Here is a 12512-nt window from a genome sequence, read left to right as displayed (position 1 = left end):
TCGATAGGAGGTTTGTTAATGAAAAATGGGTTAGTGATAGTAGTATCCGGCTGGATTATTGATGATGAGATCACAATAGTTTATAAAAGCTATTCCTATCCGTGAGTTACTGATAAATACCACATGGAATGAGCGTTTCCAAGCGTATTTTGCTGGCAATCCGTATTCTCAAAAGAAGTACAAAACACAAAATAGTCCTGGTCGCTCAGGGATTGATTTTTTATCTTCAATCCGAGAACTCACCAATAGTATGCTTATGAAAATGGGCTATTAGTGTCTCCAGCGGGCGGGTTTCCGGTGGTGTGCATTATTGCGCTAATATTAAATGATCCTGTCAAATTCCTGTGGCGACCTTCCGGGTTATATGTAAAGGTCCAGCTAAATGTCATTCAACTATTTATCCGAAACCGCATGAGAGTACTCGTATGGATTATTGTATGTTTTTCAGCAAATATTATGCAATATCAATCTATGATTCCAATCATGTACCTGCTACCAATGTCAGTTATGGGTGCATCCGTGTTTGGCCCCTTCGGTAGCACGATGGTTGCATAGCGATTTTATGCAGATCGGAACTGCGGTAGTGGTTAAACCCTATTAAAAAGATCGTCCTACATTCCAGTGAAGAAATGGAAAAATTCTTAGTCAGTGAAATTTTTGGGATGCCATATATCCCTTATTTCAAAAGAATTACTGAAATGCGCTTTTCTTTTTTAGCGATGCCTGGATGATGGTTGCTTTCATTCGTTTCGTTATTTTTAAAGCAGTAAGTTAGAAATTCTAGATAAATATTCACGGTATAAAAGTCGATTCATTTTTAGAGAAGAAATAAGCAGACACCCGCGAGCCATTACTCATCAATTTAAAGAATCTAAAATGCCATTGTCCTTGGAATATTATTGTAGAGACAGAAGCTTCGAAAGATTGCAAGAAGGTTTGGAAACAATTAATTACTCGCTTGTATTCTTATTCTTCTTTATGAAAGAGTTAAAGATGAAGAGGAGAATTTCTCTAATTTTTTTTCTGCGATCAAGTAAAAACATTATTGTAGGCATTTTGGGTATCTGGATCACGTTTATTAAATAAGCGAATAAAAGATGTTTTTCTTTTTTGGGCATTCGTCGATATTTGCTTAAATTCGTTTATCGCCTCCTCTGCGGGCAGTCCTTTCTAGAATTTTTCAACTGTTTTCGTGAGATCAAAAATGCCTATGGGGATTTGGTAACTTTTACCATCATTAAGGGACTATTTTTTACTTTTCCAAAAGCTTGAGCTGAAGCAATGTTTTTGCCAGTAACTAAAGTTACCCTCATCACTGGTCAACCGGTACATTATAATTAAAGCTTCTATACCCTCGGGGAAATGGTTTTCCGATAAGCCTGAATAGCACTCTCAACTCGTTCGCAACGGGAGCTTTCCTTATCGTAGATTATCTCTATTGTTAACTGATTGTTGGTCTGGGATGTGACAAGAGCATATAACGTTGTTTGAGTTTGGCTCTTACCATTACCGAGGGCAAATAACTCCAATAGGAATGGCTTGCCTTTCCTTTTCCTTTATCTAAATTTTATCGTCCTTAGTAAGGGTAGTTTGCAAAATAAATTTATTTTTCTCGGTTAATTTTACACATTACAAAAATCGCATTGCTAAATAAAAAGATTGCTTGTCAATTGGCAGACTCAAAAAAAGTTGCTCTAAGAGCGCGGGAAGTGGAGTCGGCTGCATAAATGATATCGATTCCTGATTTTTTGAATCGTTCGTTGGAAGGATCATCTATTTCCGTGGGGTACCAACCAAATATTTTGGGTAGAGGATAAGAGCAGATCATTTCTTCTGTAGGGGTGGATTGTTTTTGGTAAAAATTGCTTGGGTAAAAATACTTTCCAATATCCTAGTTCTTTGGCATTTTTGATATCTTCTAAATTACCCAAATAATCATCGACAAACACGCCCTTAATTTTTCTATTTTCGTTGTTTATTTCTTTTAAGAGAACAAAAATACGTTTAAAATGGTCTTTTTTATAGGTCATTGTCTATGAGGATGCGCGGAAATATCAATATTTTTTTATAAGTTTTTTGTCTAATTTTAGAAAATTTTCTAAAATAATCGAGAATAAATTGGCCGTAGGAAGGGCAGTATGAGAAGTAAGTATGAGAAGTAATAGTTAATTTGTACCCAGCGCGATAATAGGTTTCAAGTTTTGGTTTTCATTGGAGAATGAAATTGTCAAAATCCTTAAGAAGATTTTTCCGGAGGACCGAGATAAAATTTTGATATTTTAATTGTTGACCTTTTTGTTTAGCTGCTATTATTGCTTGAGCTAGTTTATTATGAAGGTGGATAGGAATTAATGTTTTATCGAAATCAAAAACAATAATTTTAGACATTGAGAGTTCTCTTTGTTAGGTTTTAATTTTCTTAATTTCTTCTCCTTTGCGTAAAGTAAAAATCTCATAGCCATGTTCAGTCACCGCAAGCGTATGCTCCCATTGAGCTGATAATCGGTGGTCCTTGGTGACGACTGTCCAATCGTCATTAAGCAGTTTAACGTGGTGTTTCCCAGCATTAATCATTGGTTCGATCGTAAATGTCATCCCTGGTTCTAAAGTAAGTCCGGTCCCAAGCTTACCATAATGAAGAACTTGCAATTCAGGTTCATGAAAGACACTACCTATGCCATGGCCACAATATTCTCGAACAACGGAATAGTGATTTTTTTCCGCATGAGCTTGGATGGCTGAACCCAGATCGCCTAATCGTGCTCCTGGCTTTACCATGGAAATTCCAATATAAAGACATTCTTGCGTAACGCGAATGAGTCGCTCCGCATGGTGTGGGATTTTGCCTACAGTGAACATTTTGCTCGTGTCGCCATGGTAGCCATCTTTGAGAACAGTCACATCAATATTGATGATGTCGCCTTCTTTTAATTTTTTATCGCCAGGAATTCCATGACACACCACATGGTTAACCGATGTGCAAATGGATTTTGGGAACCCTAAATAATTTAAAGGTGCAGGGACTGCTTTCTGAACATTCGTGATGTAGTCGTGACAAATTGTATTAAGCTCATCGGTAGAAATACCGGGTTTTACATAAGGCTCGATTATTTCAAGTACTTCGGCCGCTAAACGACCAGCAACCCGCATCTTTTCTAACTCTTCAGATGTTTTGATGCATATTGACATTTGTAGGAGTATAGAGGCCTCACCCAAAAAGATGCAAGTTCCATTGGCTTCCCCCCCCCCTGCACGATTAAGAATTTCTGGCTAAGCTCAGGCTGTGGCCAGAATCCTGCAGTACCAAACTCGATCTTCCATCCTTTCTTCCTTTGTGATATAAGGGTGCAGCAAATTCACACATCTATCGACACATAAGTTTGGGGTGCCTGCTAACTCAGGTTGTATTATGGGGTAGATGGAGGTTTTAACCCGGAGATAGATATGACCGATATAACCATGCGTCAAATGCTGGAAGCTGGTGTTCACTTTGGCCACCAGACCCGTTATTGGAATCCCAAGATGCTCCCTATATTTATGGGACTCGCCAAAAAATCCATATCATTAATCTTGAAGAAACATTGCCTCTTTTTCGAGAAGCATTAACATTTATTAGGGATGTAGCTTCGAAACGCGGCAAGCTTTTATTTGTAGGAACTAAATTTGCGGCTCGCGAAATCGTGAAGGAAGAAGCTATTCGTTGTGGGATGCCTTATGTGGATTACCGTTGGCTGGGAGGCATGTTGACCAACTATAAAACTATTCGGCAGTCGATTAAGCGTCTAAAAGAACTTGAAGAGCGTTTGGAAAACGAAGATAACCTTGTAGGGATGACTAAGAAAGAAATCTTGAATTTGATGCGTGAAAAAGAAAAATTAGCAGCTAATTTATCCGGCATTAAAAATATGGGTAGTTTGCCAGATGTTTTATTCGTAATCGATGTAGGTCATGAAAAGATTGCGATTCAAGAGGCTAAGCGTTTGGGCATTCTGGTCGTAGGTGTGGTTGATACGAATGAGAGCCCCGACGACATTGATTATGTTATTCCTGGTAACGATGACGCTATTCGTGCTATTCGCCTTTATTGTAAGGCAATGGCTGATACTATTATCGATGCTCGTAGTGCTTTGGAGTTAAAAAAAGAAGAAGAGCCCAAAGAAAAAGAAAAAATTAAAGTAAAAACTACAGTAAAAAAAGTAGTAACTAAAAAGGCGAAAGTAGCTGAAAAGGTTCCTCTAGCGGGAGAGAAAACTGAAAAGCTCTTTGCCATGAAAAAAGTAGAAACACGCCCTTCGCAAAAAGAAAAATCACAGTCCTTCAAGGCCAACTCGAAATCCTTAAAAAGTGAAGAGGCAAAAGTGGAAAACGAAGAAAATAAAGCTGAACCAGAAAGTAAATAAGGGGAAAATAATGACGACAATTACGGCAGCCATGGTTAAAGAATTGCGCGAGATCACGGGTGCAGGGATGATGGCATGTAAAAAAGCCCTGCAAACCGCGAATGGTAATATTGAAGCCGCCATTAAAGAATTGCGTAAAGCAGGTGAAGCAACAGCAGCTAAACTCGCTGGCAAAAAGACAGCGGAAGGCATAGTTGTTATTGCAGTAAGCGATGATGGCAAGAAAGGTTTCATGGCAGAAATAAATTGTCAAACAGATTTTGTGGTGTGGGATGAGGGATTTTCAGCATTTGCTCAGAACGTTGTCGATCGCGGGTTAGCAGAAGGAACTACCCATGTTGCCGCTACCCTTGCTCTTCTTCATCAGCCTGGCTCATCGACTACGTTGGAGCAAGCCAGACGAGAGCTTATCACTAAAATCGGCGAAAATATTCAAGTTCGCCGTGTGGCATTATTATCTTCTGATGGTGTCGTTGGTCATTACTCCCATGGAAGTCGAATTGGAGTTTTAGTGGCACTTGAGGCCAAGAAATTAGCCTTAGCTAAAGATATTGCCATACATATCGCTGCTTTTAATCCACAAACCGTCCGACCGGATGATGTTCCCATCGAGCTGGTAGAAAAGGAAAAAGAAATCTTAATAGCACAAGCGAAAGAAAGCGGCAAGCCTCAAAACATTATTGATAAAATGGTTGGCGGCCGCTTGAATAAATTCTTAAAAGAAATGAGTTTAGAAGGTCAAGCTTTTGTAAAAGATCCAGAAATTCTAGTAGGCGATTTGTTAAAATCGGAAAAAGCAACAGTGTCGGCATTTGTGCGTTTTGAAGTGGGCGAAGGTATCGAGAAAGATTCACAAAGTTTCGCTGATGAGGTAATGGTACAAATACAAGGAAATCGTTAATGACGAATGGGCCACAACCGGTTTATCGAAGAGTGCTTTTAAAGATGAGTGGTGAGGCACTTATGGGAAAAGAGACCTATGCTATTGATCCTGAAGTTTTGGATCGTATGGCAAAAGACATCACTCAAGTTTATCAACTTGGGGTGCAAGTGGCCATTGTTATCGGTGGAGGTAATTTCTTCCGGGGGGCCGCCTTGCAAAAGGCGGGTATCAATCGTATAACGGGCGATTATATGGGAATGTTAGCCACGTTGATGAACGCGTTGGCTTTGCGGGATGCCTTTGAGCGATCCAATTTACCGGTCCGGATTTTATCTGCTATCCCCATGACCGGTGTGGTCGATGCTTTCCATCGGCGCAAAGCGATCCATCATTTACAACAAGGTCGCGTAGTAATCTTTGCTGCTGGTACCGGAAACCCTCTAGTAACTACCGATTCTGCAGCGAGTTTGCGGGGAATTGAAATTGGCGCCGATGTGGTTTTAAAAGCCACTAACGTGGATGGAGTTTATTCAGAAGACCCAGCAAAGAATCCGAAAGCGAAACTTTATAAACATTTAACTTATCAAGAAGCTTTAGAAAAAGAATTAGCGGTCATGGACCTCGCCGCATTTTGCCAATGTCGAGATCACAATATGTCGCTTCGGGTCTTTAATATTAATAAACCGGGAACTATGCTTCGGGTTATTATGGACACAGCAGAAGGAACCTTAGTGGATTGAGGTTAAGTCAGATCCAATTCCGCCCTCCCTAGTGGAGAAAAGAAAATCAAAATCTCTTCCGCTTGCGGGAGAAATTAGGCTGAAGGTTATTATGATTAATGAGATTATCAACGACGCAAAAGCGAAAATGGAAAAAAGTGTAACAGCTTTTAAAACTGAATTGGCGAAATTAAGGGCTGGACGTGCACATCCGAGCTTGTTGGAACATGTTAAAGTGAGTTATTACAATGTTGACACACCTCTTAATCAAGTAGCAACAATTGCTATTGAAAATGCTCGGATGCTTAGGGTTACTCCTTGGGAAAAAAACATGGTGGTTCCAATTGAAAAAGCTATCCAAATCGCCGATCTGGGCTTACATCCCTCCACTGCGGGAATGGTAATTCGTGTTCCTTTGCCTCCTTTAACAGAGGAGCGTCGCCGGGAGCTTTCTCGTGTGGTGCGTGATGAGGCCGAAAAAGCTCGAGTAGCAATACGAAATATTCGTCGGGAAGCTAACAACGACTTAAAGGAATTGTTAAAAGAAAAAGAAATCAACGAAGATGAGGAACGACGAGCACAAACCAACATTCAAAAGCTCACCGATGAACAAATCTCAGAAGTAGAGAAAATTGCCTTCCAAAAGGAAGCAGATTTAATGGCTGTGTGATAATGAGGACTCATTTCAGGACGACTTGGGGGGATGGGAAATATCTTTAAGCAAAAAAAGGTTTTTGAAATGAGTTCAAATTCTTTGCCTCGGCATGTTTCAATTGTAATGGATGGTAATGGTCGGTGGGCCAAGCGTCGCGGATTGCCAAGGATAGAGGGGCATCGAGAAGGCGCTAAAACCGTCCCGAAGGTGATTGAGTATGCCAGCAACAAGGGGATTGAAGTTTTAACACTTTTTGCTTTTAGTTTGGAAATCAAGCTCGTCCTCAGCCGGAAGTTGATTTTTTGATGTCTTTTTTTTAGATTCTTTAGAGCGCAATACAGACGAGCTTCACAAAAACAATATTTGTCTCCGAATTATTGGGGATCATCAAGAATTTGATAGAAAATTATTGGCGCAAATCTATGCCTCTCAGGAACTCACCAAAAATAATAGAGGTTTAAAATTAATTATTGCCTTAAACTACAGCGGTCGTTGGGATATTGTACAGGCAGCTCAACGGTTAGGTAAGAAGATTCAGAATGGGGAAATAAATCCTGAATCAATCACAGCTAAATTATTTCAAGAATATGTATTTTTAAGCGATTTGCCCGAACCTGACTTATTAATCCGCACCAGTGGCGAACAACGTTTAAGTAATTTTATGTTATGGCAGGCTGCTTATACGGAAATTTATTTCACGCCCACGCATTGGCCTGATTTTAATTCTAATACTTTTGAGCAAGCCTTGGCGTTTTATCAAACGCGTCAACGTCGTTTTGGGTTAACGCCAGAACAGGTTGAAGAGCAGTATGTTTAAGCATCGTGTACTCACGTTGTTGGTTTTAGTTCCTCTTTTACTCTTAGCAATTCTGTATTTGCCCATGCCTTGGTTTAGCCTTTTAATTGGTGCTGTAATGCTCTGGTCGGCCTGGGAATGGTCCCCTTTAGCAGGAATAAAAAATTATTATTTTCGTGTTCTCTATGTGATTGCGATCCTATTGGCTCTGATAGGGACTTACTACTTCCCTATCTTTTGGGTGTTAATTATTTCCTTTATTATTTGGTTATGGGCCGCAGCGGCGTTATTTGTTACTCAAAAGGTTTCCTTCCTATGGGCTTTCAATATAACGTAATAAAAATTGTTGTAAGCTTCTTTGTGTTAACTTCCTGTTGGGTAGTAGGAGTGGCGTTGCGTGAAGACATGGGTGGGCCGGGGTGGTTGGTATTTGGTTTAGTATTGATTTGGGCTATGGATATAGGAGCTTACTTAGCTGGTCGATGGTGGGGAAAGCGAACGCTAATTCCGCGTGTTAGTCCCAATAAAACATGGGAAGGATTGGTTGGCGGTATTGTTTTAACGTTAGCGATCGCAGTTATTATCTCTCTTATTTTCCGTCAACCTCTTTTTCGATTGATATTAATAAGTCTCTTAGCCCTAATTACGGCTATTTTTGCGATTATAGGTGATTTATTCGAAAGTATGCTGAAACGACAAGCGGGAGTGAAAGACACGGGTCAATTACTTCCCGGTCACGGTGGCATTCTTGATCGTATTGATAGTATTCTTGCTGCACTTCCTATTTTCCTCTTAGGGTCTTTTTGGATCTGGCTAATTTAATCTTAAACCACGTTATTCTTGAAAAGAAAATATCAAAAGCGAAAATTTATTCTTTGTTTAAAAAGCTTGGTATACCTTTTAAAGCAATTTTTAATGCATGATCAAGCCAAGGTGTAAAATTTTCAGGATTTTTTTGAATTCTTCTTTTAAAGTAGGAATATTAATCCAACGAATAGCGCTGATTTCATTTTTGTTTAAATGAATTTTTTCATTAGTTAAGAACCCTACTAGCACGTGATCGTATTCATTTTCAATTAAATTATTGCTCACCTCAGCTGTGTAACGGAATTCTCCTACTTTTTTTAAGAGCATTTTTAATCCCATTTCTTCGAAAAGTCGTCTCTCGCCGGCCTCAATAATGTTTTCTTCCGGTCGTGGATGACTGCAACAAGTATTTGTCCATAAGCCGCCACTATGATATTTTTTAGGATGACGTTGTTGAAGTAGTAATTGCCATTCGTTGTTTCGCCACGAAAAAACAAAAACTGAAAAAGCGCGATGCAATTTTCCTTCACAATGGACTTTTATTTTTTCCTCGTTTCCTAGCGGTTGATCTTTTTCATTAACGAGTATGACTTTTTGAACAATAGCGTCTTTAAAAGGTGAAATTGTTTCAAGATCATGAAAGTGGTGACTTAATTTTTCCTTATCTTGTGCTAAAAATAATGACTTAATATTCGGTCCTGCATCTTGCGTAAAATAAATTTCTAATCCCTTTTCCCGAAGCATCCATATTTTTTTAAAAGTTGAATCGTTTCAGGAGAAGAATACATTAGGGGCGGCCATGCAGCGAGCATCGTTGCATGCATTGCTAACGCATTAGATTCGGCGGCTTGTCCTAAGAGGGAGAAGTCTTTTTGAGTGATCGCTTTTTTTAGGGAGATAAGATCCTCATTCACTTTTTGAGGCCATGCGGTATAAAGCGCGGAGGTAGCTACAGTGCGTTTCATTCCTTCACGCGAGCTGGTAGCTTTTTTTGAGAACTTACAATGTGAAGTCCAACGCATAGTTCGGGCCAATTTTCATTAAGCGGCTCTGCATAACTATCCATTCCAGCAGGATCAGTTCCGCAATGCCATTGCACAAATCCTTCAAAAACTGAGCGACACGCACTTCCGCTTCCTAACCGAGCAAGAATTGATAAAGTCTTTCCGTTTAATTGCCAACCAAAGAAATCATTCATTGCCTTAATGATAGCCGCATAACTGGAGGCGGATGAAGCAAGGCCAGCGGCAATAGGAATATTAAAATTTAGTTCCAAGCGAAAAGCTTTTATATTGAGAAACGTAAACTCCTCTAAAAAAGCCAGTAGAGGTTTGGCATAGACACTTTCTAAATTTAATAAATCGTTATTAATAATTAATTCGTGATGCAGATTTGGTGAGGAAGAAATTTTAGCGTGGGCCCCTTTATTGTTGAGTGATATTGATAAGCTTGAAGTGAAAGGTAAGTTGAGTTCTAAATTACGCTTACCCCAATATTTGCATAAAGCGATATTCGAGGGTGCAAAAGCTTGTCCAAAAGATTTAACGGGGGTTTTATTTTGTGGAGCAAGTAATTTTTGGAAAATATAATTACGTTTCATCAAAACTTGCTCCTTCAGAAGTAATGATAAGGAAAAGTTGCTTAACTCCAAGTCTTTTTCCTCTTCATTGCGTGGAAAAAAATTAGGTGGGAGTTCCCCACGCCAATGACACAGTCGCCCAGACCCGATCCTGATATTTTAGCGCCTAAAATATGGGGTTGTTCTCGCAAGCTCTGAACCAAATTCTCTAAGTGTCCATTACTGACTCCAATAGCTTTCATAAGTTCTTGACCCGAATTAAAAAGATTGCCTAGGGAAATCCAATCTTTAGTATTGATGGCTGTGATGCCTTTTTTTGAGAGCTCATTCATTTGTTCATCTATTATTTGGTAATTCGTAAGTTGTTGTTGACGTCGGCTATTAACGATATCGATTGCTCTAGCTGTGGTAAGTTTGCTCCCCGAATAAACTGCCGCTAAAGGAGGGGCCCCTTTCAAAGAGGTGACCGAAAATGGTGGGTTGCTAAAAGCAATTACTCCACCGAAAATACTGGCTGCACAATCAGCGCCAGCTCCCCCTTTTTGCACTTGATGAATCACTTGTAAAGCTTCTTGCCACAGCTTTAACTTAGTTAATATTTTTTCGAACCAACGATTTAACACTATTAATAATGCCACAGTTACTGCCGCCGAACTTCCTAATCCAAAGGAAGCAGGCAAATCAGAGTCAATTTTAATATTACAGCCGGAAGGTGGCTTTTTGAGGCTAAGGTGGCCAATACAAATTCAAAAGGCGCTTGTAAGGTAATTTGATGACGGTGAAGGGTTAGTGTGCCCAATGCGGAATCGATAAAAATTCGGTCGTCACTACGGGGCTTAAGGGTTATGGAAATAAATTTATTGATAGCAGCCACTAGCGCTGTTTTACCCTGTAACACAGCATATTCGCCGAGCAGCATTAAACTGCCGGGGGCTTTCGCTCTATACAATGTGAGTTCCTTGATTATCAGTCTGGATAGGCATAATGGAATAGCCGTATTCCTTTACGAGGTTATTGATCGGGTTATCAGAAACAATCAAAACAGCACCGCCATTATCCCCTTGTACACTCCCCGCGCCGCAGATTTTCGCAGCACCACCCAATTTTTCTACATTCACAATAAAATGATCTATTTTATTGGGCACCACACCAATAGTTCTTAGCAACCGGTGGTTTTGTTGAATGCACTTTTTTACGTTATTGAAGTTATGATTTTGTAGTGCTTGATTGAGTTCGTTGGTGACCGCTGAAAAATCATCTCCAATAGGACTCTTTTTAAAATAAGATGATGCTTGTGAGATGCATTCACCACTACTACTCTGCGGTTGTCCTGTTTGCACTAATTGCATTGGAAAGTCTGGAATAGGGAGTTTTTTAAACTGCCCTTTTTCATAACGCAAACATCCCCCATGATAAACTGTATGTACATCCAACCCGCTGGAGTAACCATGCTGCAAACTTTCCGATTCTACTCCTAATTTGAGATAATCTTCCAAATTGAGATTTATATCCAAAAAGTGGGTGAGTGCGTAAATTAAGCTTACTACGCTGGCGGCTGAAGACCCCATTCCACAACCAACGGGAATATTGGAGTCGGTGACAATATCAATACCTGTCGGCAATTTGCTTTTTAAACGATCTAGCACGTTGATAAACGTGAAAAGGGAAAGTTCAAAAGGTTTTTGTAAAACTTCCCGAATATTTAAGTGGCCCAAGCAATATTTTTGGTATTGTTTTTTAAGTTTTCTTTTTAACTTACGGAGCGTTTGGAGGGTAACTTCTCGCCTAAAATCAATACCCATAAAATGGAAGGAAAAATGCAAGGGTAATGTCCATCGAACAGTAGCTTCTGTATGTCGATTGATAGCCACGGCTAGTGCCGGGTGGCCATAAACCACAGCGTGCTCACCTGATAAAATCAGTTTAGCAGCGTCCGTGTTTTTAAGAAATCTTTTTTCATCGCCCAGTTCTCAAGAATTTGCTGGCGCGTGATCTCTACTAGTTTGATTAGCCTTGTTTTCCTTACGCTCAAATTTTTCGTGCGCGCGCATAAGTTCGCCCGGATTCGTTTGTGCTGCAAGTAAGGATAGTTCTCCACACCAGACCGTAGCAGCAACAATAATAGCCAATCGCCGAGCATTTTGACCGGGTTGTGAATTACCCAAACAACCTAAAAGACGTAAATGATTTTTAACAAAATCGTGATGTTTTCCATTGCCCACAGTGCCCACAATAATATTAGGTAGCGTAACAGAAAAATAGAGGTCGCCGTTGCACACTTTAGCGTGAGTAAACCCTTGAGAGCCTTCGACGATATTAGCAACGTCTTGCCCCGTCGCAAGGTAAATAGCGTAGAGCAAATTAGCAAAATGCGCATTTGCAGTGCGTAAACCGCCTGAAACTATTGAGCCCATTAAATTCTTTTTAATATGAAGATTAACCAAGGCTTCTGGTGTAGTTTTCAAGCGCTCTTGACACACAGCGCGGGGAATTAACATATCAGCAATAACGTATTTGCCCCGACCTAATAAGCCGTTGATAGCAGATACCTTCTTGTCTACGCAGATATTACCCGAAATGGAGACGTATTTGAGGCTGGGGTAGTTTTCCAGGAGCCAACTAATCACTGCATCCGCTGCTTTAGTCAGCATATTATGTCCAGAAGCGTCGCCC

The 12512-nt window shown here is 40.0% G+C and carries 13 protein-coding genes and 3 pseudogenes; 7 read left to right on the top strand and 9 right to left on the bottom strand.

Annotated elements, in window-relative coordinates; all coding sequences use genetic code 11:
• Positions 1-1769: 1769 nt before the first annotated feature.
• Together B1F79_RS01640 and map are read right to left on the bottom strand one after the other, a co-directional pair.
• Positions 1770-2030: a hypothetical protein gene (locus B1F79_RS01640; protein ID WP_251365734.1), complete on the bottom strand. Its 261-nt coding sequence runs from the start codon at positions 2028-2030 to the stop codon at positions 1770-1772.
• Between the two features lie 373 nt (positions 2031-2403).
• Entirely contained in the window at positions 2404-3189 is a 786-nt protein-coding gene (gene map, locus B1F79_RS01635) for a type I methionyl aminopeptidase (RefSeq protein ID WP_251365733.1), read from the bottom strand.
• Positions 3190-3522: 333 nt separating this feature from the next.
• Between map and rpsB the strand changes: the two are divergent.
• The 7 genes and pseudogenes from rpsB to B1F79_RS01600 all read left to right on the top strand — a co-directional run bounded on the left by rpsB (position 3523) and on the right by B1F79_RS01600 (position 8275).
• Positions 3523-4400 (top strand): annotated as a pseudogene (gene rpsB, locus B1F79_RS01630) (30S ribosomal protein S2).
• 10 nt (positions 4401-4410) lie between these two features.
• Complete coding sequence (gene tsf / locus B1F79_RS01625; RefSeq protein ID WP_251365732.1) at positions 4411-5301, top strand: translation elongation factor Ts; 891 nt, start codon at positions 4411-4413, stop codon at positions 5299-5301.
• Positions 5301-6023 carry a UMP kinase gene (pyrH, locus tag B1F79_RS01620; protein ID WP_251365731.1) on the top strand — a complete coding sequence of 241 codons (723 nt, stop codon included), beginning with the start codon at positions 5301-5303 and terminating at the stop codon, positions 6021-6023. The genes tsf and pyrH overlap by 1 nt, the downstream gene beginning before the upstream one ends.
• Before the next feature lie 91 nt (positions 6024-6114).
• A complete protein-coding gene (frr, locus tag B1F79_RS01615; RefSeq protein WP_251365730.1) occupies positions 6115-6672 on the top strand; it encodes a ribosome recycling factor in 558 nt (185 codons plus the stop codon).
• Positions 6673-6741: 69 nt separating this feature from the next.
• Positions 6742-7474, top strand: a pseudogene (gene uppS, locus B1F79_RS01610) (polyprenyl diphosphate synthase).
• On the top strand, positions 7467-7790 hold the full coding sequence (locus tag B1F79_RS01605) for a hypothetical protein (RefSeq protein WP_251365729.1): 324 nt from the start codon (positions 7467-7469) through the stop codon (positions 7788-7790). The pseudogene uppS and the gene B1F79_RS01605 overlap by 8 nt, the downstream one beginning before the upstream one ends.
• The gene (locus B1F79_RS01600) at positions 7769-8275 is read left to right on the top strand and encodes a phosphatidate cytidylyltransferase (RefSeq protein ID WP_251365728.1); all 507 of its coding nucleotides are present in this window, start codon (positions 7769-7771) and stop codon (positions 8273-8275) included. Before B1F79_RS01605 ends, B1F79_RS01600 begins: the two co-directional genes overlap by 22 nt.
• A 90-nt stretch (positions 8276-8365) precedes the next feature.
• On the opposite strand, the gene idi is transcribed toward B1F79_RS01600, so the two are convergent.
• The 7 genes and pseudogenes from idi to B1F79_RS01565 all read right to left on the bottom strand — a co-directional run.
• Complete coding sequence (gene idi, locus B1F79_RS01595) at positions 8366-9004, bottom strand: isopentenyl-diphosphate Delta-isomerase (protein WP_251365727.1); 639 nt, start codon at positions 9002-9004, stop codon at positions 8366-8368.
• Positions 8983-9225, bottom strand: coding sequence for a diphosphomevalonate/mevalonate 3,5-bisphosphate decarboxylase family protein (locus B1F79_RS01590; RefSeq protein ID WP_251365726.1), 243 nt, complete (start codon positions 9223-9225; stop codon positions 8983-8985). The genes idi and B1F79_RS01590 overlap by 22 nt, the downstream gene beginning before the upstream one ends.
• Positions 9222-9860: a GHMP family kinase ATP-binding protein gene (locus B1F79_RS01585; RefSeq protein WP_251365725.1), complete on the bottom strand. Its 639-nt coding sequence runs from the start codon at positions 9858-9860 to the stop codon at positions 9222-9224. The genes B1F79_RS01590 and B1F79_RS01585 overlap by 4 nt, the downstream gene beginning before the upstream one ends.
• A 41-nt stretch (positions 9861-9901) precedes the next feature.
• The gene (locus B1F79_RS01580) at positions 9902-10519 is read right to left on the bottom strand and encodes a mevalonate kinase family protein (RefSeq protein WP_251365724.1); all 618 of its coding nucleotides are present in this window, start codon (positions 10517-10519) and stop codon (positions 9902-9904) included.
• Positions 10498-10758 carry a hypothetical protein gene (locus tag B1F79_RS01575; protein ID WP_251365723.1) on the bottom strand — a complete coding sequence of 87 codons (261 nt, stop codon included), beginning with the start codon at positions 10756-10758 and terminating at the stop codon, positions 10498-10500. Before B1F79_RS01575 ends, B1F79_RS01580 begins: the two co-directional genes overlap by 22 nt.
• A 22-nt stretch (positions 10759-10780) precedes the next feature.
• Positions 10781-11799 (bottom strand): annotated as a pseudogene (mvk, locus tag B1F79_RS01570) (mevalonate kinase).
• A 10-nt stretch (positions 11800-11809) separates the two neighbouring features.
• On the bottom strand, positions 11810-12512 hold a 703-nt coding region (locus B1F79_RS01565; protein ID WP_504739176.1), incomplete at its 5' end, for a hydroxymethylglutaryl-coenzyme A reductase family protein.

Source organism: Coxiella-like endosymbiont of Rhipicephalus sanguineus (genome assembly GCF_018687865.1).
This window is presented reverse-complemented; position numbering and strand designations above follow the sequence as displayed.

Bases quoted from the DNA above. Each gene is read 5' to 3' on its own strand.
- B1F79_RS01640 (WP_251365734.1), bottom strand. From the start codon at position 2,030: ATGACCTATAAAAAAGACCATTTTAAACGTATTTTTGTTCTCTTAAAA.
- map (WP_251365733.1), bottom strand. From the start codon at position 3,189: ATGTCAATATGCATCAAAACATCTGAAGAGTTAGAAAAGATGCGGGTT.
- tsf (WP_251365732.1), top strand. From the start codon at position 4,411: ATGACGACAATTACGGCAGCCATGGTTAAAGAATTGCGCGAGATCACG.
- pyrH (WP_251365731.1), top strand. From the start codon at position 5,301: ATGACGAATGGGCCACAACCGGTTTATCGAAGAGTGCTTTTAAAGATG.
- frr (WP_251365730.1), top strand. From the start codon at position 6,115: ATGATTAATGAGATTATCAACGACGCAAAAGCGAAAATGGAAAAAAGT.
- B1F79_RS01605 (WP_251365729.1), top strand. From the start codon at position 7,467: ATGTTTAAGCATCGTGTACTCACGTTGTTGGTTTTAGTTCCTCTTTTA.
- B1F79_RS01600 (WP_251365728.1), top strand. From the start codon at position 7,769: ATGGGCTTTCAATATAACGTAATAAAAATTGTTGTAAGCTTCTTTGTG.
- idi (WP_251365727.1), bottom strand. From the start codon at position 9,004: ATGCTTCGGGAAAAGGGATTAGAAATTTATTTTACGCAAGATGCAGGA.
- B1F79_RS01590 (WP_251365726.1), bottom strand. From the start codon at position 9,225: ATGAAACGCACTGTAGCTACCTCCGCGCTTTATACCGCATGGCCTCAA.
- B1F79_RS01585 (WP_251365725.1), bottom strand. From the start codon at position 9,860: ATGAAACGTAATTATATTTTCCAAAAATTACTTGCTCCACAAAATAAA.
- B1F79_RS01575 (WP_251365723.1), bottom strand. From the start codon at position 10,758: ATGCTGCTCGGCGAATATGCTGTGTTACAGGGTAAAACAGCGCTAGTG.